This window comes from Rhodanobacter thiooxydans, assembly GCF_030291135.1.
Lineage (GTDB): Bacteria > Pseudomonadota > Gammaproteobacteria > Xanthomonadales > Rhodanobacteraceae > Rhodanobacter > Rhodanobacter thiooxydans_A.
Window position 1 is genome coordinate 857,911 of the sequence record NZ_CP127409.1, and the last position, 24,902, is coordinate 882,812.

At 68.3% G+C, this 24,902-nt stretch carries 23 protein-coding genes; 17 read left to right on the top strand and 6 right to left on the bottom strand.

Translation table 11 applies throughout. The annotated features are described in order from the left end of the window. Positions 1–57: 57 nt before the first annotated feature. The 4 genes from QQA13_RS03665 to QQA13_RS03680 all read left to right on the top strand — a co-directional run bounded on the left by QQA13_RS03665 (position 58) and on the right by QQA13_RS03680 (position 5,572). Complete coding sequence (locus tag QQA13_RS03665; RefSeq protein ID WP_108472771.1) at positions 58–1,740, top strand: tetratricopeptide repeat protein; 1,683 nt, start codon at positions 58–60, stop codon at positions 1,738–1,740. Between the two features lie 7 nt (positions 1,741–1,747). Further along, the gene (locus tag QQA13_RS03670; protein WP_108472772.1) at positions 1,748–2,587 is read left to right on the top strand and encodes an SDR family oxidoreductase; all 840 of its coding nucleotides are present in this window, start codon (positions 1,748–1,750) and stop codon (positions 2,585–2,587) included. Between the two features lie 109 nt (positions 2,588–2,696). Then, the gene (gene mrcB / locus QQA13_RS03675) at positions 2,697–5,033 is read left to right on the top strand and encodes a penicillin-binding protein 1B (protein ID WP_108472773.1); all 2,337 of its coding nucleotides are present in this window, start codon (positions 2,697–2,699) and stop codon (positions 5,031–5,033) included. Between the two features lie 2 nt (positions 5,034–5,035). Next, positions 5,036–5,572, top strand: coding sequence for a tetratricopeptide repeat protein (locus QQA13_RS03680; RefSeq protein ID WP_108472774.1), 537 nt, complete (start codon positions 5,036–5,038; stop codon positions 5,570–5,572). A 60-nt stretch (positions 5,573–5,632) separates the two neighbouring features. On the opposite strand, the gene QQA13_RS03685 is transcribed toward QQA13_RS03680, so the two are convergent. Next, the gene (locus QQA13_RS03685) at positions 5,633–6,022 is read right to left on the bottom strand and encodes an MAPEG family protein (RefSeq protein ID WP_108472775.1); all 390 of its coding nucleotides are present in this window, start codon (positions 6,020–6,022) and stop codon (positions 5,633–5,635) included. A 73-nt stretch (positions 6,023–6,095) separates the two neighbouring features. Further along, positions 6,096–6,644: a redoxin domain-containing protein gene (locus QQA13_RS03690; protein WP_108472776.1), complete on the bottom strand. Its 549-nt coding sequence runs from the start codon at positions 6,642–6,644 to the stop codon at positions 6,096–6,098. Between the two features lie 111 nt (positions 6,645–6,755). On the opposite strand from QQA13_RS03690, the gene QQA13_RS03695 reads away from it, so the two are divergent. The 3 genes from QQA13_RS03695 to QQA13_RS03705 all read left to right on the top strand — a co-directional run bounded on the left by QQA13_RS03695 (position 6,756) and on the right by QQA13_RS03705 (position 10,443). Next, a complete protein-coding gene (locus QQA13_RS03695) occupies positions 6,756–8,693 on the top strand; it encodes an ATP-dependent DNA helicase (RefSeq protein ID WP_108472777.1) in 1,938 nt (645 codons plus the stop codon). Between the two features lie 130 nt (positions 8,694–8,823). Continuing rightward, the gene (locus tag QQA13_RS03700; RefSeq protein ID WP_199909874.1) at positions 8,824–9,240 is read left to right on the top strand and encodes a hypothetical protein; all 417 of its coding nucleotides are present in this window, start codon (positions 8,824–8,826) and stop codon (positions 9,238–9,240) included. 84 nt (positions 9,241–9,324) lie between these two features. Further along, positions 9,325–10,443, top strand: coding sequence for an alpha/beta hydrolase family protein (locus QQA13_RS03705; protein WP_108472820.1), 1,119 nt, complete (start codon positions 9,325–9,327; stop codon positions 10,441–10,443). A gap of 242 nt (positions 10,444–10,685) precedes the next feature. Here the strand turns inward: QQA13_RS03705 and dmeF are convergent, their stop codons facing one another. Beyond that, positions 10,686–11,633, bottom strand: a complete 948-nt coding sequence (dmeF, locus tag QQA13_RS03710; RefSeq protein WP_108472778.1) for a CDF family Co(II)/Ni(II) efflux transporter DmeF — start codon at positions 11,631–11,633, stop codon at positions 10,686–10,688. Positions 11,634–11,688: 55 nt separating this feature from the next. On the opposite strand from dmeF, the gene QQA13_RS03715 reads away from it, so the two are divergent. From QQA13_RS03715 to QQA13_RS03725, 3 genes are all read left to right on the top strand, one after another. Beyond that, positions 11,689–11,958: a metal/formaldehyde-sensitive transcriptional repressor gene (locus tag QQA13_RS03715; protein WP_108472779.1), complete on the top strand. Its 270-nt coding sequence runs from the start codon at positions 11,689–11,691 to the stop codon at positions 11,956–11,958. Between the two features lie 361 nt (positions 11,959–12,319). Further along, positions 12,320–13,591: an ABC transporter permease gene (locus tag QQA13_RS03720; RefSeq protein ID WP_325051472.1), complete on the top strand. Its 1,272-nt coding sequence runs from the start codon at positions 12,320–12,322 to the stop codon at positions 13,589–13,591. Between the two features lie 31 nt (positions 13,592–13,622). Further along, entirely contained in the window at positions 13,623–14,852 is a 1,230-nt protein-coding gene (locus QQA13_RS03725; RefSeq protein WP_108472781.1) for an ABC transporter permease, read from the top strand. 102 nt (positions 14,853–14,954) lie between these two features. Here QQA13_RS03725 and QQA13_RS03730 read toward each other — a convergent pair whose 3' ends face one another. Then, positions 14,955–15,863 (bottom strand): LysR family transcriptional regulator, encoded by a 909-nt coding sequence (locus QQA13_RS03730; RefSeq protein WP_108472782.1) that lies wholly within the window; start codon positions 15,861–15,863, stop codon positions 14,955–14,957. 126 nt (positions 15,864–15,989) lie between these two features. Between QQA13_RS03730 and QQA13_RS03735 the strand changes: the two genes are divergently transcribed. From QQA13_RS03735 to tsaB, 6 genes are all read left to right on the top strand, one after another. Beyond that, positions 15,990–16,622 (top strand): NADPH-dependent F420 reductase, encoded by a 633-nt coding sequence (locus tag QQA13_RS03735; RefSeq protein WP_108472783.1) that lies wholly within the window; start codon positions 15,990–15,992, stop codon positions 16,620–16,622. Between the two features lie 42 nt (positions 16,623–16,664). Then, positions 16,665–17,054, top strand: a complete 390-nt coding sequence (locus QQA13_RS03740) for a DoxX family protein (RefSeq protein WP_108472784.1) — start codon at positions 16,665–16,667, stop codon at positions 17,052–17,054. A 63-nt stretch (positions 17,055–17,117) separates the two neighbouring features. Next, entirely contained in the window at positions 17,118–17,942 is an 825-nt protein-coding gene (locus QQA13_RS03745) for a dioxygenase family protein (RefSeq protein WP_108472785.1), read from the top strand. After that, on the top strand, positions 17,939–18,619 hold the full coding sequence (locus QQA13_RS03750; RefSeq protein WP_108472786.1) for an alpha/beta hydrolase: 681 nt from the start codon (positions 17,939–17,941) through the stop codon (positions 18,617–18,619). Before QQA13_RS03745 ends, QQA13_RS03750 begins: the two co-directional genes overlap by 4 nt. Before the next feature lie 175 nt (positions 18,620–18,794). Continuing rightward, positions 18,795–20,144: a cell envelope integrity protein CreD gene (gene creD / locus QQA13_RS03755; RefSeq protein WP_108472787.1), complete on the top strand. Its 1,350-nt coding sequence runs from the start codon at positions 18,795–18,797 to the stop codon at positions 20,142–20,144. Further along, positions 20,141–20,833, top strand: a complete 693-nt coding sequence (gene tsaB, locus QQA13_RS03760) for a tRNA (adenosine(37)-N6)-threonylcarbamoyltransferase complex dimerization subunit type 1 TsaB (protein WP_108472788.1) — start codon at positions 20,141–20,143, stop codon at positions 20,831–20,833. The genes creD and tsaB overlap by 4 nt, the downstream gene beginning before the upstream one ends. 105 nt (positions 20,834–20,938) lie before the next feature. Here the strand turns inward: tsaB and QQA13_RS03765 are convergent, their stop codons facing one another. After that, complete coding sequence (locus QQA13_RS03765; RefSeq protein ID WP_108472789.1) at positions 20,939–21,979, bottom strand: YeiH family protein; 1,041 nt, start codon at positions 21,977–21,979, stop codon at positions 20,939–20,941. Between the two features lie 100 nt (positions 21,980–22,079). Here QQA13_RS03765 and QQA13_RS03770 point away from each other — a divergent pair, with 100 nt between their 5' ends. Beyond that, positions 22,080–22,976, top strand: coding sequence for a LysR family transcriptional regulator (locus QQA13_RS03770; protein ID WP_108472790.1), 897 nt, complete (start codon positions 22,080–22,082; stop codon positions 22,974–22,976). Positions 22,977–23,024: 48 nt separating this feature from the next. Here QQA13_RS03770 and ptsP read toward each other — a convergent pair whose 3' ends face one another. Then, positions 23,025–24,770, bottom strand: a complete 1,746-nt coding sequence (gene ptsP, locus QQA13_RS03775; RefSeq protein WP_108472791.1) for a phosphoenolpyruvate--protein phosphotransferase — start codon at positions 24,768–24,770, stop codon at positions 23,025–23,027. Between the last annotated feature and the right edge of the window lie 132 nt (positions 24,771–24,902).

Consider the following 24,902-nt stretch of genomic DNA (forward strand, 5'->3'; position numbering starts at 1 on the left):
AACGGCGGCTGGCGGCCCGATGTTAAGCTGCATCGACAGCCTTCACAGCCATGAACCATGAGCGGACGCCGCGACCAGCACGACGAACATCCACCGATACGCACCGAGCCCACCCTGGGTGATCTCGATCGGCTGGATGCCCCGCCCGCGCCGGTCGCGGACGACCTGCCGCAGGTTCCAGTCGAACCGCGCCGACCCTACGGCAGGGCGACCGCGCCACGGCGGCACAGGCAGCGTCGTGGCCGGGGCGCGTTGCTGTTGCTGCTGGTGGCGCTGGTGGCCGTCGGCGCGCTCTGGTTCAACCAGAACCGCCTGCGCGGGATGCTGCCGCGCACCGACTTCAACACGGTACTGACGCAGGCACAGCAGGCCTTGCAGGATGGCCGTCTGGACGGCCAGGACGGCACCAGCGCGCGCGAGCTGTTCCAGACCGCGGCGGCGCTGGAGCCGGACAACGACCGCGCCCGCGACGGCCTACGCCGGGTCGGCCAGGCCATGCTGGCGCAGGCCGATGTCGCGCTGCAGTCGGGCCAGCTGGCCCAGGCCGCGCAACAGGCGACGGTGGCTCGCGAGCTGCTCGGTGGCGGCAGCGACATCGATCGCCTCGACCGCGCGATCGCCGCTGCCCGTGCCGCGCAGGTGCACACTGTGGACCTGGTCGACCAGGCGCAGCAGGCGCTGGCCGCCGGCAAGCTGGACGGCCCCGAGGGCGCCGGTGCGCTGTACCAGCGCGTGCTGCGCGCCACCCCCGACAATGCGGTGGCCGCGCATGGGCTCGACCAGGTCGGCTACGCGCTGGCGGTGCAGGCCCGCGCGGCGCTGGACGCAAAGGACAGCGCGACCGCCGACGCGCGTATCGAGCAACTGGCCGCACTGCAGCCGAACAACGGCGCGTTGCCGGCGCTGCGCGCGCTGCAGGCGCAGACGCGCAAGCAGGACAACGGCGCGCTGGACGCGGCGCTCAAGGCCGGTCAGGAAGCGCTGCGCGCCGGCCGCATCGTCGGCAGTGGCGACGACACCGCGCTGGCCCACTTCCAGGCCGCGCTGAAGCTCGATCCGGACAACGCTCAGGCACACGTCGGCCTCGGCCAGGTAGCGCAGGCGCTGACCGTGCAGGCGAATGCCGCGCTCGACGATGGCGACACGACGCAGGCGCGGAAGCTGCTCGACCAGGCGGCGGAACTGGCGCCGAAATCGGCCGACCTGGCCGCGGCGCGCGCACGGCTGGACAAGGTGTCGGCGACACCCGCGGCGGCAGGCGAAGCACCGATGCCGGTCGCCCCGACCGCGGTGTCGCCGCAGCAGAGCGCGGCGGTGGCGCGACTGGTGCAGCGTGCACAGGTAGCCACCAACAACGGCGACATCATGATGCCGCCCGGCGACAGTGCGTACGACCTGTACCGCAGCGCGCTGGCGATCGACGGCAACAGCGAGGCGGCGCTGCACGGCCTGCAGGCCTTGCCCGGCCAGGTCGAGCAGCAATTCAACCAGGCGCTTGCCGCCGGCAACCTGGGCAAGGCCGGCGACATGCTGGCGAACCTGGCCGAGCTGGCGCCGGGCGATGCCGCGCAAGGCGCACTGGGCAACCGGCTGGCCGGCGCGTGGCTGGACCAGGCCGAGCAGCAACTGGGCCGCGGTGACCGCATCGGCGCCAGCCAGTCGCTGGAGCGTGCGCGCAAGCTGGCCCCCGCCAACCCGCGCGTGCTCGACCTGGGTGCCCGCCTGCAGGGCGGTGGGTGAGCGCTGCATGACGGTACTGGTGTTCGGCGGCAGCAGCCAGATCGGCCACTTCCTGTTGCCGCGCCTGCTCGCCAGCGGTGAGGCGGTGCTCGCCCTGAGCCGGCAACCGCGGCCCGCGCAAGCCGGCGTGGCATGGCTGCAGGGAACCTTGCCCGACCGCGTGCCGGCGCTGCCGCCGCTGTCGGCAATCATCAGCTTTGGTCCGCTGCAGGGGCTGGCCGACTGGCTGGCGCAGGCCAGCTTGGCCGACGCGCCGCGGGTGATCGCCACCAGCTCGATGAGCGCTGAAACCAAACGCGATTCCGGCGTGCCGGCCGAGCGCGCCCTGGCGCGCCAACTGCGCGACGGCGAAGCGGCGCTGGCCACCGCCTGCGAGCGCCACGGTTGCGCCTGGACCGTGCTGCGGCCCACCCTGGTCTACGGTGCCGGCCTGGACAAGAGCCTCACCCCGATCGCCCGCCGCGCGATGCGGCTGCGGCTGTTCCCGCTGCCGTCCGGTCGCGGCCTGCGCCAGCCGGTGCACGCGGACGACATCGCGCAGGCGGTGCTGGCCGCGCTGGAATGCCCGGCGACGGCCGGGCGGATCCTGCCGATCGGCGGTGGCGAGCGGCTGCGTTCCGGCGAGATGTTCGCGCGGGTGCGCCGCAGCCTCTCGTGCAGCACCGTGCCGTTGCCGCTGCCGGCCTGGCTGCTGCGGCTGGGTCAGCGCATGCTGCCACCGCTGCGCGGCCCGCTGAGCCGGCTGGACAGCGACCTGGTTGCCGACAACGGCGAACTGCAGCACCTGCTCGGCATTCGCCCGCGCCCGTTCCGCCCCGACCCCGCGATGTGGCAACCGCCGCGCTGATCGCGCGCCACATTGCCCGCGTTCGGTCACGAAACCGCCCGCTGCGTTCATATGCCCGCCGGGTAGCAGGCCCTATGATCGAACCACTCGACAACAGGATTTCCCCACGTTGGCCTTCTTGACCCGTATTCGCGAGCTTGCGCGCCGCTGCTGGCCCTGGTTGCGCATCCCGTTCTGGATCGGCATGGGCCTGCTGGTCGGCTTCGTGCTGCCGTACACGCTGGTGCTGAACAAGCGGGTGCAGGACCGCTTCAACGACCTGGTATTCGCCGTGCCCACCAGGGTCTACGCGCGGCCGCTGCCGCTGGCGGCCGACACGCCGATGACGAGCGCGGCGCTGGAGCTGGAGCTGACCTTCGCCGGCTACAGCAACGATGGCAAGGGCCAGATTGCCGGCAGCTGGGTGAGGCAGGGCGCGCGCTACACGATTTCCTCGCGCGGCTATGCCGGCCCGGACGGCGGCGAGCTGCCCAAGCGCATCCGCGTCACGCTGGGCCGGGGCGTGGTGCAGTCGGTGCAGGACGCGGCCAGCGGCAAGCCGATCGAGCTGGCCCACCTGGACCCGGCGCGCATCGCCACGTTGTACGGCGCCAGCCAGGAAGAGCGCCGCTTCGTGCACCTGGCCGACGTGCCGCCGCTGCTGGTCAGCGGCCTGCAGGCGGTCGAGGATCGCGACTTCAACCACCACATCGGCATCGACCTGAGCGCGATCGCGCGCGCCGCGTTCGCCAACCTGCGTGCCGGGCATACCGTGCAGGGCGGCTCCACGCTGACCCAGCAGCTGGTGCGCAACCTGTTCCTCAGCCGCGACCAGAACCTCACGCGCAAGATCAACGAGGCGCTGATGTCGCTGCTGCTGGAGGCGCATTACAGCAAGGGGCGCATCCTCGAGGCCTACGTCAACGACGTGTTCCTCGGCCAGCAGGGCGGCCAGGCGGTGCACGGTTTCGCGGCGGCGTCGGAGTTTTACTTCGGGCGCCGGCTGGAAGACCTGCGGCCGCAGGAGATCGCACTGCTGGTGGGCATGGTGAAGGGGCCGAGCTATTACGACCCGCGCCGCTCGCCGCAGCGCGCGCTGGCCCGGCGCAACCTGGTGCTGCAGGAATTCTTCGCAACCAACCTGATCAGCGCGGGGCAGCTCAATGCCGCGCAGGCGGCGCCACTGGACATCGTCGAGAACGGCCAGCTGCCGCACAATCGCTTCCCCGCCTTCATGGACCTGGTGCGCAAGCAGATCACCGCCGACTTCGACGAAGAGGCGCTGCGCGAGGGCAACCTGTCGATCTTCACCACGCTCGATCCGGCCGCGCAGCTGTACACCGAGCAGGCGATCAGCAGCACGCTGAAAGGCCTCGGCAAGCGCGGCGACGGCGTGCAGGCGGCGGCAGTGGTGACCAACGCACAGACCGGCAGCGTGCTGGCCGTGGTCGGCAGCAAGACACCGGGCGAGCAGGGCTTCAACCGTGCGCTCGATGCGCGCCGGCCGATCGGCTCGACGATCAAGCCGTTTGTCTACCTGGTGGCGCTGACCCAGCCCGAGCGCTGGAACCTGGCCAGCATGATGGACGACGGTCCGGTCAGCTTGCGCCAGCCCGACGGCAGCTACTGGACGCCGCAGAACGACGACCACCGCAGCCACGATCCGCTGATCATGGTCGACGCGCTGGCGCATTCGTGGAACCTGGCGACCATCCACCTCGGGCTGCAGGTGGGCCTGCCGCGGATCCAGGCGTTCCTGAAATCGTTCGGCATCGGTGACATCAACCCCAGCCCGTCGCTGCTGATCGGCGCGCTCGACCTGGCGCCGCTGCAGCTGACCCAGCTGTACCAGTACCTCGCCGCCGACGGGCATGCGCTGCCGCTGGTGGCGGTGCGTGGCGTGCTCGACGGCAACGGCCGCACGATCAAGCGTTACCAGGTGCAGGCTGGCAAGGGCGAATACCAGGAAGCGGTGCGCCTGATCACCTGGGCGATGCAACAGGTGGCCGAGTACGGCACCGCCAGCGCGCTGGGCAACTCCGCGCTGGCCTCGTTGCACGCTGCCGGCAAGACCGGCACCAGCAACGACATGCGCGACAGCTGGTTCGCCGGCTTCACCGGCGAGCACCTGGCGGTGTTCTGGATGGGCCGCGACGACAACAAGCCGACCACCCTGTTCGGCGCTAGTGGCGGCCTGCGCGCCTGGCGCGACCTGTTCGCCAAGCTGCCGAGCCGGCCGTTGTCGGCTGCGCCTGGCGAGGGACTGGAGATGGCCTGGATCAACCCCTCCAGCGGCAAGCGCACCGAGCCGCAATGCGCAGGCGCGCAGCAAGTGCCGGTGATCGCCGGCACCTTGTCGGCCGATACTGAAGGCTGTTTCTGGCAAAGCCTGTTCGGCGGCACCAACAATCCACCTTCCACGGGCACGACCTCCCTCGCGCCCGTCGTACCAAGCGGAAACCACTGAGCATGTCGTACCTGAGCAAACGTTCTTCCCTGCCGTCGCTGCTGCTGGCCACCAGTCTGCTGGCCGGCTGCAGCATGTTCGCCACCACGCCGGCGCCGGTCGACTCGCGGCCGCCCGTGCCGACCTATGACCAGGTGGCGGCGATTCGCGCCGCCGGCGATCGCGAGAAATCCATCATCGACGTGAACCCGCTGCGCGATCCCGGCGTCACCGCCTTGCAGGATGTGGCCAGGCGTGACGAGCAGACCGGCAAGTACGCGGACGCCGCGGCCAAGCTCGACCAGGCGCTCAAGCTCAACCCGGATTCGCCTGACCTGCTGCAGGAGCGCGCCGAGCTGGCGGTGCGCCTGAAGGATTTCTCCGAGGCCGAAACACTGGCCCACAAGTCGTGGTCGCTCGGCCCCCGGCTGGGCCCGCTGTGCGCGCGCAACTGGCAGACCGTGGTGGAGATGCGCCTGCAGGCGCGCGATGCGGCTGGCGCCGCGACCGCACGCAAGTGGTTGGCGCAGTGCCACAAGGCGGGGATTCCGCGCTACTGAGCGGACCGTCTGGTGTTGGCGGTCCCCGCCGTTTTGTCGGCTCCGGACCGACGCGCCGGTTCAGAACAACGCCGTCAGCACCAGCACGATGCCGACGATGCTCACCGCCCAGATCAGCGTGCGCAGGTAGGGAATACCGGCGGCGTACGCCGGCACGTAGGCCAGCCGGGCCCAGAAGTAGAGCTGGGCGCCGAGCACGGTCATGTGGTCGTGGCGCTGCAGCAGGTGTGCGGCCAGCACCACGGCGACGAACAGCGGAAAGGTTTCCAGGAAATTCGCGCGGGCGCGGTCCAGCCGGCCGCCGATGCCGCCGAGCGGCGGTTTGATCTCGTCGCGCGGGCTGGCGGTCCAGCCCAGTCCGCGCTGGCCGACTGTGCAAGTTGCGGCAAGCGCAACCTGCACCAGTCCCAGCACGACGCTCCACACCAGCATGCACAATTCGGTCGTCATGATGCGTTTCCCCCGTGGCGGTGCCGGCATGGTGAACCATTGCCGGCGCTGCTGCTAGTAGCCGCGATGGACGCTACGCCGCGCGTCTGGCTCGGGGGCGGGCGAGGAACTGTTCGACCCGCTCCAGCGGGATGCGGTCGCCGGCATCGCGGCCGTAGTACGCCTCCACGATGTGGCCGTGCTCGTCGATCAGGAAGTCGGCCGGCATCAGGTTGCTGGTGTTGAGGCCGGCCAGGCCGACCAGGCGCATGCCCTTGAGCAGGGTCGGCACGCGCGTGGCGATCGCCTTCAGCTTGCGCCACAGCGAGCGCTCGATGCCGTAGAGCTCGTGCGCGCCCGACGTGGGGTCGGCGGCAAGCTGGAACGGGCGCGGCCGGTGTCCGGCGAAGCGCAGCACGTCCGCCCGCGAGGCGCTGAACACGGCGACGATGTCCAGTCCGCGCTCGGCCAGTTCCGCGTGCCGGCCGGTCAGCTCGTAGATGCGGAAATTGCAGAACGGGCAGGCGGCGTCGCGGAAGAACGACAGCAGGGTGAGGCGGCCGCGGCTGCTGGTCATGATCGGCTGGCCGTGGATGTCGACCAGGTCGAGATCGGGTGCCAGCTCGGGTGCGAACAGTCTCACGTCGGTGCTCCTTCGGTAGGCGGACACATGGCTGCCAAGTGGATGCGCCGGCGTCGGTCGGGGTTCCCGCTGCTGCTTTGTCGCGCGCTGCCGCTCCGCCATACTTGGCGGATGAACAACCTCGATGACGCCGAGTCCGACGACATCGGCGCCTTGCTCGGTGCCGACGGCCCGTTCGCCCGCGAGCTGCCGAATTTCGCGCCGCGGCTCGCCCAGCAGGTGATGGCGCGGGCCGTGCAGCAGGCCATCGCCGGACGCGACACGCTGGTCGCCGAGGCCGGCACCGGCACCGGCAAGACCTACGCCTACCTGGTGCCGGCGCTGCTGTCGGGTGAGCGGGTGATCATCTCCACCGGCACCAAGGCGCTGCAGGACCAGCTGTATTTCCGCGACCTGCCGAAGGTGCGTTCAGTGCTCGGCGCGCGGCTGAAAACGGCGCTGCTGAAAGGCCGCGCGAACTACCTGTGCCTGTACCGGTTCGAGCAGACCGTGCGCGACGGCGGCGGTCTCGCCCCGGCGCAGGCGGCGCAGCTGGCCACGATCCGCGCGTGGTCCGCGCGCACCCGCCGCGGCGACCGCATGGAACTGGCCGAGGTGCCGGAGGAATCGCCGCTGTGGCCGCGGGTCACCTCCACCGCGGAGAACTGCCTCGGCGTGGAGTGTCCGTTCTACGAGGACTGCCACGTATTCAAGGCGCGCCGCGAAGCGATGGAGGCCGACGTGGTGGTGGTCAATCATCACTTGCTGTTCGCCGATCTCGCCTTGAAGCAGGAAGGCTTCGGCGAAATCCTGCCCGGCGCTGCCGCCTTCATCCTTGACGAGGCGCACCAGATCCCCGAGCTGGCCGGCCAGTTCTTTTCGCAGAGCCTCAGCGCGCGCCAGCTGACCGACCTGGCGCAGGACGCCTTGGCCGAATGCAGCGGCATCACCGGCGCGATCGGCCTGCTGCTGGAGCCGATCGAAGCGCTGCAGGACGCGCTGCGCAAGCTGCGCCTGGCGCTGGAGTCGCTGCCCTTGCGCGGTGCCTTCGCGCTGCTGGAAGATCGCGCCGAGGTGCGCGCGGCGCTACACGACCTGGGCGAACTGCTGGCCACGCTGGCCGAACTGCTCGCCTCGCAGGCTGAGCGCTCGCGTGGCTTCGCCAACCTGCATGAGCGCGCCGGGCTGTTCGCCGAACGGCTGCAGCGCATCGTCGAAACGCACGGCGACCAGGACGTGCGCTGGTACGAAACCTTCCCGCGCGGCTTCGCGCTGTACGCCACACCGCTGGATCTGGCCGCACCGATGCGTGGCTTGCGAGAGCGCACCCAGGCGGCCTGGATCCACACCTCGGCCACGCTGTCGGTGGCCGGCAACTTCGACCACTTCGCGCGCCAGCTCGGCCTGGATGAGCCGCAGACGCTGAGCCTGGAAAGCCCGTTCGATTACGCCCGCCAGGCGCTGTGCTACCTGCCGTCGGGCCTCCCCGAACCGAACGCGCGCGACTACACCGAGCAGGTGATTGACGCCGTGCTGCCGGTGCTGCAGGCCTCCAGCGGCCGCGCCTTCCTGCTGTTCACCTCGCATCGCGCCCTGCGCCGCGCCGCCGAGCTGCTGCAGGACAAGGTGCCGTGGCCGCTGTTCGTGCAGGGCACGGCACCGCGTCCAAGACTGCTGGAAGAGTTCCGCGCCAGCGGCCACGGCGTGCTGCTTGGCGCAGCCAGTTTCTGGGAAGGCGTTGACGTGGTCGGCGAGGCGCTCAGCGTGGTGGTGATCGACAAGCTGCCGTTCGCCGCGCCCGACGATCCGGTGCTGATGGCGCGCCTCGCGGCGTTGGAACAATCCGGCATCAACCCGTTCATGGGCTGGCAGGTGCCCAGCGCGGTGATCGCGCTGAAGCAGGGCGCCGGCCGCCTGATCCGCAGCGTGCACGACCGCGGTGTGCTGGTGCTGTGCGACCCGCGCCTCACCAGCAAGGGTTACGGCAAACTGTTCCTCGCCAGCCTGCCGCCGATGCCGCGCACCCGCGAACTGGTCGATGTGCAGGTGTTCTTCAGCGTTGACCCATAGGCCGCACCCTTCACCACTAACCGTTCGCCCTGAGCGTGGCGCAGCGAAGTCGAAACGCTGTGGTCGCCGTTCGCGGCCGACACCGACTGCTTCGGGCCCGGTCCGCAAGCATGCAGGATCAACTTCCGCGTTGACGACCTCGACGCGCTGCTGGCGCAACTGCACGATGCCGGCGTCGCGGTGGACGAGCGCATCGAGCAAAGCGAGTTCGGCCGCTTCGGCTGGATCACGGACCCCGAGGACACGCGCGTCGAGCCGTGGCAATCGCCCCGATAACCATTCGTTTTCTGTCGCAGCGGAGCCATGCCATGAGCGCTACAGCGGCGCCCACGTTCTCGACGTCCTCGAACACCGCATTCCCGATCCCGCCGAACACGACTGGATAACCCGCGACTTCCATGGCCGCGAGCTCGGCACCGATACCTGCCTGCTCACCTGCACCCTGGAACAGGGCGAACGCGTGAGCCGCCGCAGCACGATCTGGCGGCGTCGGGCGGATGATTGGGTGATCCTGTTTCACCAGGGGACGCTGGTGGCCGTATCCTGAACTGGCAACCCGTACCTGTCCGCGAACGCGAAGCCAGTCTTCGGTCGCCCCACGTTTCCTGTCCAAGCGAAGGAGTTGCTGTCGATGATCTGCAAGCCTCACGTTGCATGGCTGTTCCTGACGGTCCTCGCCCTGGGTCCGGGGATGGCGTCCGCGCACGATGCCGACCCCGAGAGCAAGGCGACCTCCACCGCCACGGTGGACACCGGCGTGCTGGACGGTGCGCCGTACCGGGTGGACATCCCCGCGCACTGGAATGGCGAACTGGTCATGCAGTTGCACGGCTTCGAGCCGATCGGCACGCCACGCCCCACGCCAAAGCCGCTGGGCGACGAGGCGTCACCGTTTCTCGCGGCCGGCTACGCGCTGGCGCAGAGCAGCTATGCCACGCAGGGCTGGGCGGTGGATGACGCGCTGCGCGACAACGAACGCCTGCGTGCATGGTTCGTACAGAGGCACGGCCAGCCCCGGCATACCTACGTCGTGGGTTTCTCGATGGGCGGCTATGTCGTGCTGACCAGCCTGGAGCATCACGGCCAGCACTACGACGGCGGGCTGTCGCTGTGTGGTGCCAACGTGCCCGGCACGCGCGTGTTCGACGACGTGCTGACCTCCGTCGTCGCGTTCGACTACTTCTTTCCCCACGCGACCGGATTGCCGCCGGGTGGCCTCGCCGATCCTGCCGCACCCGCGCTGGGCCAGGTGGAGGTGATGCACGCGGTGGATGCTGTGCTGAAGACCAACGAACACGCCGCGCAGCTCCTGGCCGCGCACCTGCATGTATCGCGCGCACGCCTGGCCGGTGCCATCGGCGTGCATTACCTGGTGCTGCACCAGATGCAGCAACGCGCCAAGGGCATGCCGGTCGATAATCGCACGACGGTGTATGCCGGCTTCGGTGACGATGCGGCATTCAATCGCGGCGTGCACCGCTACGCCGGCGACCCGCAGGCCATGCGCTACCTGGCAACGGCCACCTCGCTCAGCGGCAAGATCCACAAGCCACTGGTGCTGCAGTACAACCACGATGACTTTCTCATCCCCGTGCGCTACCAGTCGGTGTATCCGGCCATGGTGCAGTCCGCGCACGGCCGCGCGCCGACCGTGCTGCCGTCGGTCGGCGAAGGCCATTGCGGATTTGCCCCGGAGCAGATCATGCAGGCATTCCAGGTTCTGACCCGCGAGGTCAATGGCGGACACTGACCCACTGGATGAAGACGACCTCGCGCGAGTGGGCGGAGTCGGCAAGTTGGGAACGGGGGCCGCCATGGGTTGCGGCTGGGGCGGGAGCGCTGGCCCTGCAGCGCCCCGGCCACACGCTGTGGTCACCGTTTGCGGCCGACACCGACTGCTTCGGCCCTGGCCCGCAATCGTACATGGTCAACTTCCGCGTCGACGACCTCGTGGTGGCTTGCTCCCGCCTCCGGGCCCCGTTCTGGCGGGGCTCAAGCCACCGCGATCTCGACCGTCACGTGCACCAGCTCTTCGTGGATGGCCAGTTGCCGGCGGACTTCCTCGGCGCTGATGGCGGTCGTGGCCACCAGCCCGAGGATGCAGGCGTAGCTGTCGCGGCCGACGCGCCAGACATGCAGGTCGCTGACGGCTGCCGCCGAAAAATGCTCTTTCACCACGTCGCGGATTTCCTCGACCACCGGCTGGTCCATCTCGGCGTCCAGCAGGATCTTGCCGGACTCGCGCAACAGGCCGATGGCCCAGCGCGCCACCAGGATCGAACCCACGATGCCCATCACCGGATCGAGCCAGGCGGCGCCGTAAAGCTTGCCGCCGACCAGCGCGACGATGGCAAGCACCGAGGTGGCCGCGTCCGCGATGACGTGCAGGTAGGCTGCGCGCAGGTTCACGTCGTGGTGATGATGGTGGCCGTCATGCGCGTGGTGGTCATGCCCATGGTCGTGTCCATGCGCGTGCCCGTGATGGTGTTCTCCCTTCAGCAGCCACGCGCACAGCAGGTTGACGCCCAGGCCGAGCACCGCGATCAGGATCGCATCGTCGTAATGGATCGCGGCGGGCACGAACAGCCGTTCCAGCGATTGCACCATCATCAGTGCGGCAACCACGGCCAGCAGCAGGGCGCTGCTGTAGCCGCCGAGTATCTCGATCTTCCACGTGCCGAAGGCGAAGCGACCATCCTTCGCATAGCGCCGGGCCAGCACGTAGGCCATCACGGACAGCCCCATCGCCAGCGCGTGCGAACTCATGTGCCAGCCGTCGGCCAGCAGGGCCATCGAGTTCAGCCAGTAACCGCCGGTGATCTCCACCACCATCATCGCCGCCGTGATGAACACCACGTGCCGGGTGTTGCGCTCCGCCTTCGCGTCGACGTGGTTGAACTGGTGGCTGTGCGTGAATGCGGAGACGTCGGGGGCGGGCATGGTTCGTTCTCTGGCGATATACTCCCCCATAGTATACGAGCGAAGGACGATCGCCATGTCCCACATCCAGGAAGACCGCAAGAAACTGGTCGCCCGGGTCCGCCGCATCGGCGGCCAGGTGGCTTCGCTCGAACGCGCCATCGCAGGCGACGGGGAGTGCGGTGCGGTACTGCAGCAGCTGGCCGCCGTGCGCGGCGCAGTGAACGGGCTGATCTTGCAGGTGATGGAGGGACACCTGCGTTCCCATGTGGCCGGTAGCGGAAACGCCAAGCAGCAGGACGAATTGTTGCCGGTGCTGGCGGTGCTGCGCAGCTACCTCAAGTAGCGAAGAACGGGCTCCTGGGGGAGTTTTGACGCCATCCTGGAAAAGTTCACACAGTCTCCTGTCTTGAGTGAGTGATCGTGTTCCATCAGGGGGCGCTGTGGGGAGCCGCGAGGCTGCACCTGACTAGCCGTTCGATGTCTGCTTCGGCTCCGGAGTTGACGAAGGTTCATCGGCAGCGCGTCACGGTGGGGTTGGATCGAGCGATTGAGGTCGCCAATAACGACGTAACGATCTTGTCCATCCAGTATTCTGCAGATCGACAAGTCGGGCATCCGCCAACAGCCGGGTGGCGTCACAGGGGAGCGTTATGTGGGGGTATTACATTGCGTTGGCGGTGCGAAGCAGTGCGCGAAGCAAGGCTTTGACGGCACTGGTGGTCGTGCTGCTGGCTTTTGGCGTGTCGGCCTGCATGGTGTCCTACGCCGTGTTCCGGGCGACCACGAGCGACCCCATTCCCGCCAAATCTTCCCGGCTTTTCGTGCCTCAGATCGACAATGTGGGCCCGTCCTACAACTGGGGAGGCGATCCGCGTGTGGGACTCAGCTACATCGATGCGATGGCGTTGTGGAAGGCACATGAAGCGAAGCGCCAGACGATCCTCTTTGCCTCGACCTGGCAGATGAACCCGGCTGATCGCTCCACGCAGGCCATGTCGCTGGACGGCGACGCGGTGACCGCCGATTTCTTCCCGATGTTCGATGTGCCTTTTCGCTATGGCAGCGGCTGGACGGCGGATGACGATGCGCGGGACGCCACCGTTGCCGTGATCAGCCAGGGCCTGAACGAAACGCTGTTTGGCGGACAGAACAGTGTGGGGCAAGAGATGCGGCTGGATGGCCAACTCTTCCGGATCACCGGTGTGCTGCAGGATTGGAACCCGCGGCCGCGGTTCTTTGACATCGGCAGTCACGGAACCGTCTACAACTTCGATGACGCAGGGGATATCTACATCCCGTTCACTCGCGCCACCGAGATGAAGAAGGACAGCAAGTTCGTGTTCTGTCCGACGGCATCATGGCGATCGGACACTGCACACTGGGATGCCTACCTGCGCAGCGAATGCGACCGGATCGACGCCTGGGTGCAGCTCGATACCCCTGCCGAGGTCGCTCACTACCGTGAGTTCCTGCACAACTACGCTGCCGAGCAGCAACGCCTCGGGCGCTTCGCATGGGCGCCCAACGTCCGCCTGCACAACCTGACGGACTGGCTGGCGGACCAGTTGGGCACGCCCAGGGTATCGAGCCTGTCGATACTGGTTTCCGGCAGCTTCCTGCTGATCGTGCTGGTCAACGTGGTCGGGCTGATGTTGGCCAGGTTCATGCGGAGGGCGCCGGAAATTGGCGTGCGTCGTGCCCTCGGCGCTTCGCGGGCCGCCATCTACCGGCAGTTCCTGACCGAGGCGGTGACGGTGGGACTGTTCGGCGGCCTGCTCGGCGCGGCACTGACCCTGCTGGGCGTATGGGGCGCCGGAGGCCTTTTCGAGCCGAACATTGCTCGCCTCGTACATGCGGATACCTCGCTGGTAGCGCTGACCGTGCTGCTCGCCATGGCTGCCACGGTGATTTCGGCGCTGTACCCGATCTGGCGCGCGGCGCAAACCCAGCCCGCCTGGCAAATCAAGATCAATTGAGGTTTCCGTCATGGCACCAGCGAGGACATTCATGCAGCTAGGTCCCATCGTTGCCGCATTGGGTCGACACAAGGTTGCCACCCTGCTTATCGTCCTGCAGGTGGCGCTTACGCTGGCGGTGGTGTCCAACGCCATGTTTATCGTGGCATCGCGCATCGTCCACCTGTCCCGCCCCACCAGCACGGACGAAGCCCACCTCTTCGTTATCCGCAACGGCTGGACGATGGGCCAGAATGCGACCCAGCTCGATGCGAATATTCGTGCCGACCTGGATGCCTTGCGTCACGTGGCAGGCGTGCGTGACGCGTTTTCCAGCCAGGGGTTTCCGCTGGCGGGATACAACGTCAATATCGTCACGCATCTCAAGCTCGACCCGGAGCAGACGACCGACGCGCAGTTGGTCACGTTCTTTGCTTCGGACGAGCACACCATCGACACGCTGGGAATATCGCTGGTGGCCGGGCGCAATTTCCGTCCCGATGAAATCGCCGCGATCGGCCCCAACGACAAGATGGACCCGCCAGGCATCATCGTCACCCGCAGCCTTGCCGACAAGCTGTTTTCCGATGGTTCCGCCCTGGGCAAGACGGTCTACCTGCCGGATGGGCCTGCCGCCATCATCGGTATCGTTGCCAGCCTGCAGGGACCGCTCAAGAATTCGAGAACCATGGATGGATTTACGGTGCTGGTCCCGATGCACTTTGTCGATCCCGCGGGCGTCATCTACATGGTGCGCACTGAATCCACGGACATGAAGCCGGTGATCGCGGCTTCGCTGAAGGCACTCCAGGCGCGCGGCGGCATCCGCATCATCGCCCCGAAAGGAGGCGTCGTGACCATGGCTGAGGTACGTGAGCGTGCGTATGCGGACGACCACAGCGTGGCGATGCTGATGAGCATCGTCTGCGGATTGCTGCTGTTGGCCACAGCGGGCGGCATTGTCGGGCTGAGCAGTTTCTGGGTCAGCCAGCGACGCAGGCAGATCGGTATCCGCCGTTCGCTCGGCGCGACGGCGGGTGACATCCTGCGCTACTTCCATGCCGAGAATTTCCTGATCGTCAGCGGCGGCGTCGTGCTCGGAGCGTTGCTTGCGTTCCTGGCGAATCTCGGTTTGATGAATGTCTATGAATTGCCACGCATGCCGCTTTACCTGCCACTGCTTGGTGCACTGCTGTTGTGGCTGCTCGGTCAGGTAGCCGTATGGGGGCCGGCGCGATATGCGGCCAGGGTGCCGCCCGTGGTGGCGATTCGCTCGGAGTGAAAAACCGCCGATGCGGATGGTCGGCTACATCGAGCCGGTCGGCCACCGACAGACACTCGCCCGGTGGCATCCAGCCTCAACCTGCCTTGCAGTCGCCATCACTCAGTGCGGCACATGCCACCCCGGCACCGCCAACGCCTCCACCAGAAAATCCACCAGCCGTCGCGTCTTGATCGGCAGATGCTTGCGCGACGGATACACCGCGTGGATGCCGAGCGTCATCGCGCGGTACGTGGGCAGCAGTTCGACCAGGTCGCCGCGGCGCAGGTCGTCGGCGACCAGGAAGTCCGGTTGCAGGATGATCCCCTGGTGCTCCAGCGCCGCCGCGCGGCAGGTGTCGCCGTTGTTGGCGTGGATGCGGGCATGGGTGCGCACGACGACCAGGCTGTCGTCGGGGGCGATGAAGGTCCACTCGTCCCCGGCGGCGAAGTAGCTGTAGGAAATGACCTCGTGCTGCGCCAGTTCGCCCGGGTGCACGGGCGTGCCGTGCTGCGCCAGATAAGCCGGTGACGCGCACGCCACCATGCGCGTCGTCGCCAGCTGCCGGCTGACCAGTTGCGAGTTGGGCAGGTTGGTGATGCGCACGGCCAGGTCGTAACCCTCTTCGACCAGGTCGACGACGCGGTCGCTCAGTTCGATGTCCAGCGACACTTTCGGGTACAGCTGTGCGAAGCGTCCCCACAACGGGGCCAGGTGCAGCACGCCGAAAGTGAGCGGCGCATTGATGCGCAGCCGTCCGCCGGGTTCGCCGCTGCGCGAGCTGATTTCCGATTCCGCCTCGTCGACCGCGGCCAGCATCTCCTTCGCGCGGGCGAAGAACAGCTGGCCGTCGTCGGTCAGCGACAGCCGCCGCGTGGTCCGGTGCAGCAGGCGCGTACCCAGGCGCTGTTCGAGCTCGGCGACGTGGCGCGACACCGCCGCCTTGGACAGGCCGCTCGCGTCGGCGGCGCCGACGAAGCTGCCGGCCTCGACCACGGCGACGAAGCTGGCCATTTCCTGGAATTTGTCCATGGATCCCTCCTTTTGTTCCGAAATAAGAGACAGTTAGTCAACTCAAAAGGAGTTTATCTGCATTTAATTGGTCAATAGAGTACTCCTCATGCCCCGGATACCCCGGGCAACGGACGGAGACTACTGATGAACATCACCCTGATTGGCACCGGCAACATGGGCTCGGCGCTCGCCACGCAACTCACCCGCGCCGGCCACGTCGTGCGCATCACCGCACGCGACCTGGCCAAGGCGCAGGCGCTGGCTGCCGCCAACCCCGGCGCAGTGGCCGCGGCTCCCGCCGAGGCGCTGGCCGGTTCGGATGTCGTCATCGTCGCCACCGGTTACGCCGACGCAGTGCCGGCGCTGCGCTCGCTGGGTTCGCTGGCGGGCAAGGTGGTCATCGACATCACCAATCCGCTGACCGCCGACTACATGGGCCTGACGCTTGGTTACGACACCTCGGCCGCCGAGGAGATCGCCAAGGCCTTGCCCGAAGCCGAGGTGGTCAAGGCGTTCAATACGCTGTTCGCCCAGGTGCTGGCCGACGGCCCGCAGTTTGCCGATGGCCAGATCGCACCGGCGTTCTTCGCCGGCGACAGCGAACGGGCGAAGCAGACCGCGAAGGCGCTGATCGAAAGCCTCGGCTTCACGGCGGTCGACGCCGGTCCGCTGAAGAACGCGCGCTATCTCGAACCGCTGGCCGCGCTGAACATCTATCTCGGCTACGGCGCCGGCCTCGGCACGTCGATTGCGCCGACCTGGATCCACAAGGCCTGACGCATCCCGCGTGCAACCACTCATCACTTCCAAGGAATCCGCATGAACGCTTCACTGACATTGTTCGGCCGCGTCGGCCTCTCGCTCATCTTCATCATTTCCGGCTGGGGCAAGATCGCCGCTTACGCCGGCACCCAGCAATACATGGCATCCGCCGGTGTGCCGGGCAGCCTGCTGCCGCTGGTGATCGCGCTGGAACTCGGCGGCGGCCTGGCCATTCTGACCGGGGCGTTCACCCGCTGGATCGCGCTGGCGCTGGCGGTGTTCTCGCTCGCCACCGCCGCGCTGTTCCACGCCCACCTCGGCGACGCGGCGCAGGCGATCAACTTCTGGAAGAACGTGGCGATGGCCGGTGGCTTCCTGATGCTCGCCGCCAACGGCGCCGGCACGCTCAGCCTCGACCATCTGTGGAACAAGCGTCGCACCGCCTGACTTCCAACATGCCGTTCAACGCAACGGGCGCAGCAGCGCCCGCTGCCCTTTTCAGGAATCGCCATGACCGTTCCCTCGATTTTCATCTCCCACGGCTCGCCGATGTTCGCGCTGGAACCGGGCGTGCTCGGCCCGAACCTGCGCGCCATCGGCCAGTCGCTGCGCGGCATCGCCGCGGTGCTGGTGGTATCGCCGCACTGGCAGACGCGGGCCGTGCGCGTCGGCAGCAGCGCCGCGCCGGAGACGATCCACGACTTCGGCGGCTTCCCGCCGCCGCTGTATCAACTGCAATACCCCGCGCCGGGTGCGCCGGAGCTGGCACAGGACGTTGCGCAGCTGCTCGCGCAGGCGGGCTTCGAAGTAACGCTCGACGAACGCCGCGGCCTCGACCACGGCGCGTGGGTGCCGTTGCGCTACCTGTTCCCGGACGCCGATGTGCCGGTGTTCCAGGTGTCGCTGCCGCAGAGCATCGATGCCGCCGGTGCGTTGCGACTGGGCCAGGCGCTGGCGCCACTGCGCGAGCGTGGCGTGCTGGTGGTCGGCTCCGGCAGCCTCACCCACAACCTGTATGAATTCCGCCAAGCCATCCGCAACCCGGAGTACGCGCAGGAATTCGTCGACTGGGTTCGTGATGCGGTGGCCGCGCGCGATATTGAAGCACTGGTCGACTACCGCCGTCGCGCGCCGCATGCGCAGCGCGCGCATCCGACCGAGGAACATTACCTGCCGCTGCTGGTGGCCATGGGCGCAAGCTCCCATACCGACGTCGCCAGCGTGGTCGAAGGCGGCATGACCTACGGCGTGCTGTCGATGGATTCCTTCGCGTTCGGCCTGCCGGACGCGGCCCATGTTTCACTGGATCACACCATGCAGGAGCAGGTCGCATGAAAACCTTGTCATCGTTGTTCGTCGATCCGGCCTTCGCGCTGGCGTTCCGTACGCTGCAGCCGCCGCCGGAAAAGCCGACGTCGCTGCTGGTGCTGCTGCACGGCGTGGGCGGCAACGAGGGCAACCTCGCCGCGCTCGGTGCCGAAGCGGGCAGCGACACGCTGGTGGTGCTGCCGCGTGGCCCGATCGCGCTGGGGCCGCAGGCGTTCGGCTGGTTCCGCGTCGCCTTCAGCGGCAACGGTCCGCAGATCGTGGCGAGCGAAGCCGACGCCAGCCGCCGCATGCTGATCGACTTCATCGGGCAACTGCAGCAGGCGTACGGCATCGACGCGGCGCATACCGTCGTTGCCGGCTTCAGCCAGGGAGGCATCCTCAGCGCCAGCGTGGCGTTGACCGCGCCCGAACGCGTCGCCGCGTTCGCCGTGCTGGCCGGCCGCATCCTGCCGGAACTCGAACCGCAGCTGGCCGACGCGCAGCGTCTGTCCACGCTGCGCGGCTACATCGCGCATGGCATGTACGACGACAAGCTCCCGCCGAGCTGGGCGCGGCGGGCGGATGACTGGCTCACTCGCCTCGGCGTCGCGCACGAGACGAAGCTCTATCCGACCGGGCACGAACTGGGTACGGCGATGCGCGCCGATTTCCTCGCCTGGCTGGCCCGGCACGACCCGCGCTGAAACCGCCCTGATGCGGGCGTGGCAGGAACGCCCGCCATCCCGCGTGGTCGGCCGCATGCACGGCAGGCGGACAGACCATGGTCGCCCGACTGCCCGCGTTTCGCCCCCGTCTGCCCGCTGCCGCGCCGCTGGCGCTGTTGTGATCGGCACTCCGGATCAAGGGAGTGTTGGGGATATGGGCAAGTGGACACAGACGGTGATGGCGAAGGTGCTGGGCATCGGCGTGCTGGCGTTGCTGATGACAATACCGTTGCTGCAGGTGAACGGACTGGTCAGTGAGCGCCAGCAGTTGCGCGAGACGGCGGTTGTGCAGATCGCGCAGGGGTGGGGTGGCCGGCAGGTGCTGGGCGGCCCGGTGCTGGTGGTGCCGACCGTGCGCCCGATGCCAGCGGAAGGCATGACGACAGTGCCGTGGCAGGCCGGCAGCGAGAGCGTGCTGGCAGATGCGCTGCGGCTCGATGTGGCGATGGATGTGCAGATGCGTGGCTACGGGATCTATACCGCGCCGGTATTCGTCGCCACGGTGAAGCTCGATGCGCAGTTCCGTGCGCAGGACCTGGCCCAATATCGCCAGGGCAGCAGTGCCCGGTGGCAGGGCGGCAAGGCCGAGCTGCGGCTGCCGGTCGGCGACTTGCGCGGCCTGCAGGAGGTCACCGGGCTGCGCGTCAACGGCCAGCCGGCGCGCTTCGAATCATCGGCCGAGCGGCTCGGCCTGTGGCCGACCGTGGTGGTGCCGATCGACCTGGATGCGCTGGGCGGGCAACCGATCGACGTGCAGATCGGCCTGAAGCTGGCCGGTACCGAGGCGCTGCAGCTGTTGCCGCTGGCGCGCAGCACCGAGGTGACCATGCGCGCGCCGTGGCGCGACCCCAGCTTTGTCGGTGCGGCGCTGCCGCTGGAACACGCCATCGACACCCGCGGCTTCAACGCGCGCTGGCACCTGCTCGATCTCAACCGCAGCTATGGCCAGCACTGGGTCGACAGCGATGCCGCGATGATCCCGGCGCTGGAGGCTTCCACCTTCGGCGTGCAGTTGTACCAGCCGGTCGACGTGTACCAGCGCAACGTGCGTGCGGGGAAATACGGGCTGCTGTTCATCGCGATGACTTTCGTCGCGTTCTTCCTGTTCGAGGTGCTCAAGCGGCTGCGCGTGCACCCGGTGCAATACCTGCTGGTCGGCGCGGCGCTGGCCACGTTCTACGTGGTGCTGCTGGCGTTGTCCGAGCAGATCGGCTTCGGCCCGGCGTATGCGCTGGCGGCGGTCGCGGTAGTCGTGCTGGTGGGCGGCTACGCGATGGCGGTGCTGCGCGCGCGGCGCGCCGGCCTGTTGCTGGGCGGTGTGCTGGGGCTGATCTACGCGGTGTTGTACGGGCTGATCGCGGCCGAGCAGTACGCACTGCTGATCGGCGCGCTGGTGCTGCTGGCGATGGTCGGCCTGATGATGTACCTGACCCGCCGCATCGACTGGTATGCCTACGTACCCACGTCGACCGAGCCCTCAGCCGCTATCATGGACAAACCATGAATCTGCTCGCGATCGAAACCGCCACCGAAGCCTGCTCCGTCGCCCTGATCCACGGCGACGAACTGATCGCGCGCAGCGAGATCGCCCCGCGCCGGCACACCGAACTGGTGCTGCCGATGGCCGACGAGCTGCTGGCCGAAGCCGGCATCGGTCGCCACGCGCTGGACGCGATCGCGGTAGGCCGCGGCCCCGGTGCGTTCACCGGCGTGCGCCTGGGCGTATCGCTGGCGCAGGGCATGGCGCTGGCGCTGGACCTGCCGGTGATCACCGTCTCCTCGCTGGCTGCACTGGCGCTGGAAGCGCCGGAGGAAGATGGCACCGCGATTCTCGCCGTGATCGACGCGCGCATGGGCGAAATCTACGCCGCCTGCTACCGCCGCGACGACGATGGCGGCCTGCTCGCGCTGGACGACGAGCGCATCTGCACCGCCGAGACGCTGGTGCTGCCCGAGGCTGGCGCATGGCAGGTCGTCGGCAGCGGCTGGGCCACCTACGCCGCCGTGTTGTCGCAACGCCTCACCGGCACCCTGCATTCCGCCGATGGCCTGCGCTATCCGCAGGCTGCACACGTTGCCGAGCTGGCGCTGCGCGAGTTCAAGACCGGCCACGCGCAGGCGCCGGAACTGGCGCTGCCGGTGTACCTGCGCGACAAGGTGGCGTTGACGCTGGTGGAGCAGGGCAAGGCCTGAAGCCGTAGCGCAGGGACCAGGATGATGCCTTCCCCTGCCTGCAGGGGAAGGTGCCGAAGGCGGATGGGGTGCTCTTGCTGGCGCTGCTTCCCCCGATTCCAGCACTTACAGCCGCCCGATCACCAGCTGCACCAGCAAGCTGCTCACCGCCACCGCAATCCACACGCCCAACCCCAGCAGGATCGGTCGCGCGCCGCTGGAAACCATCTTGCGCAGGTTCGCGGACAGGCCGATCGCGGTGAGCGCCACAATGATCAGGAATTCGGCGAGCAGGTGAATGGACGGCTGGACGGCCAGCGGGACCAGGCCGGCGGTGCGCACCGCCGAGGCGACCAGGAACCACAGGATGAACCACGGGAAGATGCTGGCGAGGCTGAACTGGCCGACGCTGCCGGCTTCGGCGTGCTTGCGCTTCTCACGCGCGGCGACCGCGAAGGCCAGCACCAGGCACACCGGGATGATCAGCGTGGCGCGGGTCAGCTTGACGATGGTGGCGTAGTCGCCGGCGGCGTGGCTGTAGCTGTAGCCCGCGGCGACCACCGAGGAGGTGTCGTTGATCGCGGTGCCGGCCCACAGGCCGAAGCCGAGGTCGCTCATGTGCATCAGGTGGCCGAGCAGCGGGAACAGCAGCACGGCGATCACGTTGAAAAGGAAGATGGTGGAGATCGCGAAGGCGGTGTCGTGGTCGTCCGGACGGATGATCGGGGTGACCGCGGCGATCGCCGAGCCGCCGCAGATCGCGGTGCCGACGCCGATCAGAATCTTCAGCTTGTCGTGCACGCCGAGCCAGCGGCCGAGCAGCCAGGCGGCGAGGAAGGCCACGCTCATCGTCACCAGGGTCACCGACAGCGATTCGAGGCCGGTCTTCGCCACCTGGTCCAGGCTGAGCCCGAAGCCCAGCGCGATGATCGACCACTGCAGCACCTTCTTGCCGGTGAACGCGATGCCGGGGGTGTAGCGCTCGCCCGGCGACAGCAGGTTGCGCACCAGGATGCCCAGCACGATGCCGATCACCGGGCCGCCGATCAGCGGCAGCCAGCGCCCCAGCAGCAGCGCCAGCAGGCCGATCGCCACCGCCAGCAGCAGGCCGGGCGCGCGTTGCCGCAGCAGGTTGGGGAGGGTGGCGGGGATGGATGATGCGTTCATGCCTGGGCTCCAGTGATGGCGTCATTGTCCGCTTGCTCATCAATCAGGAAAATTTTGAAAATATGATCGGATGTATCAGGCGAGCTGATAGGATCGGCTGGTGATCAACATCAGCCCGCGCCAGCTGGACGTGTTCGTGCAGATCGCGCTGCACGGCAGCGTGCGTGCCGCTGCCGAATGCCTGCACCTGACCCAGCCGGCGGCCAGCATGGCGCTGGCGGAGATGGAGCGGCAGCTGGATGCGCCGCTGTTCGACCGCGAACGCGGTCGCCTGCGCCTGAACGCGCGCGGGCGCGAACTGCTGCCGCTGGCGCAGGAACTGCTGGAGCGGCACGCCGAGTTCGGCCGCCGCGGGCGCGAGGAGGGTGCGGCGCTGGGTGGCGAACTGCGCATCGGCGCCAGCAATACGGTGGGCAACTACCTGGTCGGCGAGCTGCTCGGTGGGTTCGTGCGCGCGCATCCGCAGGTGGCGATCCGCCTGCGCGTGGCGAACACCGAGACGATCGCCGCGGCGATGCTCGAACACAGCCTGGACATCGGCTGCGTCGAAGGCCCGGTGGCGCACCCGCTGCTGGAAGTACGGCCGTGGCGCGACGACCGGCTGGTGGTGTGCGCGCCGCCCGAGCATCCGCTGGCGCGCAAGCGCGGCCTGAAGCCGGCGGATTTCGCCGGCGCGCGCTGGGTGCTGCGCGAACCCGGCTCGGCCACCCGCGCCACCAGCGAGCGCGTGCTGGCGCAACTGCCGCCCGGCGAAACCGTGCTGGAACTGGACCAGATCGAGGCGATCAAGCAGGCCGTGGTGGCCGGCCTGGGCATTGCCTGCCTGCCCGCGGTGGCGGTTACCGATGCACTGGCGACCGGGCGGCTGAAGGCATTGAAGACGCCGTTCCTGGACCTGCGCCGCAAGCTGTCGCTGCTGCTGCACCGGCAGAAGTACCGCGGCGCGCTGCTGGATGCATTCATCGAGGGGATCGAGCTCGATCGCCCGAATCGCTGACCATGCCCCGGGCATGTCGAACAGGGATGAGCCGCCGGAAGTGGGCGCTCAGTCCGGGGCGCTTGCGCCCACGATTTCGTTCAACATCGCCTCGGCCTGCTCGTGGGTATGCGCACGCAGCAGTTGGGGGAGGTGGCGGCGCAGGTTGGCCTGGTCGAGCGTGGCGAGACGGTCGCGCACCTGCAGGATCTGCGCCGGGTGCATGCTGAACTCGTGGAGGCCGAGCAGAAGCAGCAGCGCGGTGAAGTTCACGTCGCCGGCGATCTCGCCGCACAGGCTGACCGGTTTCTTCGCGCGGCGGCCGGCGCCGAGCACGTGCGAGATCAGCCGCAGCAGCGCCGGCTGCAGCGGGTTGTAGATGTTCTCCAGCGCGTCGTTGCCGCGGTCGGCGGCCAGCACATACTGGGCAAGGTCGTTGGTGCCGATGGCCAGGAAGTCGGCGTGTTCCAGCAGGGCGCGCACGTTGATCGCCGCTGCCGGCACCTCGATCATCGCGCCCAGCGGCAGTTTCTCGGGCAGGTCGATGTTCTCGCGCTTCAGGTCCTGCCGCGCCAGCTTGAACAGCGTGCGCACCGCGATCAGTTCGTCGGGCTGGGTCACCATCGGCACCAGCACGCGCACCGGCCCGTAGCAGGCGGCGCGCAGGATCGCGCGGATCTGCGTGGTGAACACCGCCGGGTAGCGCAGCGACAGGCGCACGCCGCGCACGCCGAGCGCGGGGTTGTCCTCGCCGCGCAGGGCGAGCCCGGCGGCGTCGGCCTTGTCGGCGCCCAGGTCCAGCGTGCGGATGGTCACCGGCAGGCCGCCCATGCCCATCACCAGGTCGCGGTAGGCGATGAACTGTTCGTCTTCCGACGGCAGCCCCTTGTGCTTGAGGAACAGGAACTCGGTGCGGTACAGGCCCACGCCGTCGGCGCCGCGGGCGCGCGCCATCGCCACGTCGGCCGGCGTTTCGGCGTTCGCCAGCAGGGCGATCTCGACGCCGTCGCGGGTGCGCGTGGGTGCGTTCGCCAGCTTGGCCAGCCGGCGCCCCTCGATCGCCGCCTCGCGCTGCCAGGCGCGGTAGCGCGACAGGTCCTGCGCGGCCGGATGCACGATCGCCTCGCCGTGCTCGGCGTCGAGCAGGATCAGGTCGTCGTCGTGGATGTTCGACAGCGCGTCGCGGGTGCCCACCAGCATCGGCAGGCCGAGGCTGCGCGCGAGGATCGCGCTGTGCGAGTACGCGCTGCCGGAACTGGCGACCACGCCGAGCAGGCCGTTGCCGGCCAGCTGCGCCATGTCGGCCGGTGCGATGGAGTCGGCGATCAAAATTTCGCCCACGCGCGCGGCCAGCTTGCGCTCCTCCGGACTGGTCTGCCGCTGCAGCGCGGAGATCACCCGGTTGATCACCTGCTCGACGTCTTCCTTGCGGCTGCGCAGGTAAGGGTCGTCCATCGCCTCGAACACGGCGGACAGCCGGTCGCGCTGTTTCTTCAGCGCGGCGCCGGGACGGTAGTGGCCGATCCGCACCAGGTCGTCCAGCCCGCGCAGCAGCTCGGCGTCGTCCAGCAGCAGGCTGTGCGCGTCGATGAACTCGTTGACCTCGCGCGCCAGCGCGCCGTGCAGCTTGCCGCGCAACTCGCGCAGTTCCTGCCGCGCGGTGTCCAGTGCCTGGTGCAGCTTCGCCAGTTCGCCTTCGATCTCTTCCTCGGCCAGCGGCCGGGTATCGACCGCGTAGCGGCTGGGCTGCACCAGCCGCGCACGGCCAAGCGCCATGCCGTGCGCGGCGATGGTGCCGGCGAGCAGGTGCCTCACGCCTGGCTCCCGCGGGGGCCAGGCACGGGAATCGGAAATAGGGAATGGGGAATGGGCAAGGTGCACAGCACGGCGCTTGCGCGCGCTCCGCTTCTCCCGACTCCCGATGCCCGATTTTCGATTCCCTGCATC

Coding starts and splice junctions, on each gene's coding strand:
- QQA13_RS03715 (WP_108472779.1), top strand. CDS start 11,689: ATGTCCCACATCCAGGAAGACCGCAAGAAACTGGTCGCCCGGGTCCGC.
- QQA13_RS03765 (WP_108472789.1), bottom strand. CDS start 21,979: ATGAACGCATCATCCATCCCCGCCACCCTCCCCAACCTGCTGCGGCAA.
- dmeF (WP_108472778.1), bottom strand. CDS start 11,633: ATGCCCGCCCCCGACGTCTCCGCATTCACGCACAGCCACCAGTTCAAC.
- tsaB (WP_108472788.1), top strand. CDS start 20,141: ATGAATCTGCTCGCGATCGAAACCGCCACCGAAGCCTGCTCCGTCGCC.
- QQA13_RS03745 (WP_108472785.1), top strand. CDS start 17,118: ATGACCGTTCCCTCGATTTTCATCTCCCACGGCTCGCCGATGTTCGCG.
- QQA13_RS03670 (WP_108472772.1), top strand. CDS start 1,748: ATGACGGTACTGGTGTTCGGCGGCAGCAGCCAGATCGGCCACTTCCTG.
- QQA13_RS03665 (WP_108472771.1), top strand. CDS start 58: ATGAGCGGACGCCGCGACCAGCACGACGAACATCCACCGATACGCACC.
- QQA13_RS03680 (WP_108472774.1), top strand. CDS start 5,036: ATGTCGTACCTGAGCAAACGTTCTTCCCTGCCGTCGCTGCTGCTGGCC.
- QQA13_RS03740 (WP_108472784.1), top strand. CDS start 16,665: ATGAACGCTTCACTGACATTGTTCGGCCGCGTCGGCCTCTCGCTCATC.
- QQA13_RS03750 (WP_108472786.1), top strand. CDS start 17,939: ATGAAAACCTTGTCATCGTTGTTCGTCGATCCGGCCTTCGCGCTGGCG.
- QQA13_RS03695 (WP_108472777.1), top strand. CDS start 6,756: ATGAACAACCTCGATGACGCCGAGTCCGACGACATCGGCGCCTTGCTC.
- creD (WP_108472787.1), top strand. CDS start 18,795: ATGGGCAAGTGGACACAGACGGTGATGGCGAAGGTGCTGGGCATCGGC.
- QQA13_RS03685 (WP_108472775.1), bottom strand. CDS start 6,022: ATGACGACCGAATTGTGCATGCTGGTGTGGAGCGTCGTGCTGGGACTG.
- QQA13_RS03725 (WP_108472781.1), top strand. CDS start 13,623: ATGCAGCTAGGTCCCATCGTTGCCGCATTGGGTCGACACAAGGTTGCC.
- QQA13_RS03735 (WP_108472783.1), top strand. CDS start 15,990: ATGAACATCACCCTGATTGGCACCGGCAACATGGGCTCGGCGCTCGCC.
- QQA13_RS03705 (WP_108472820.1), top strand. CDS start 9,325: ATGATCTGCAAGCCTCACGTTGCATGGCTGTTCCTGACGGTCCTCGCC.
- QQA13_RS03730 (WP_108472782.1), bottom strand. CDS start 15,863: ATGGACAAATTCCAGGAAATGGCCAGCTTCGTCGCCGTGGTCGAGGCC.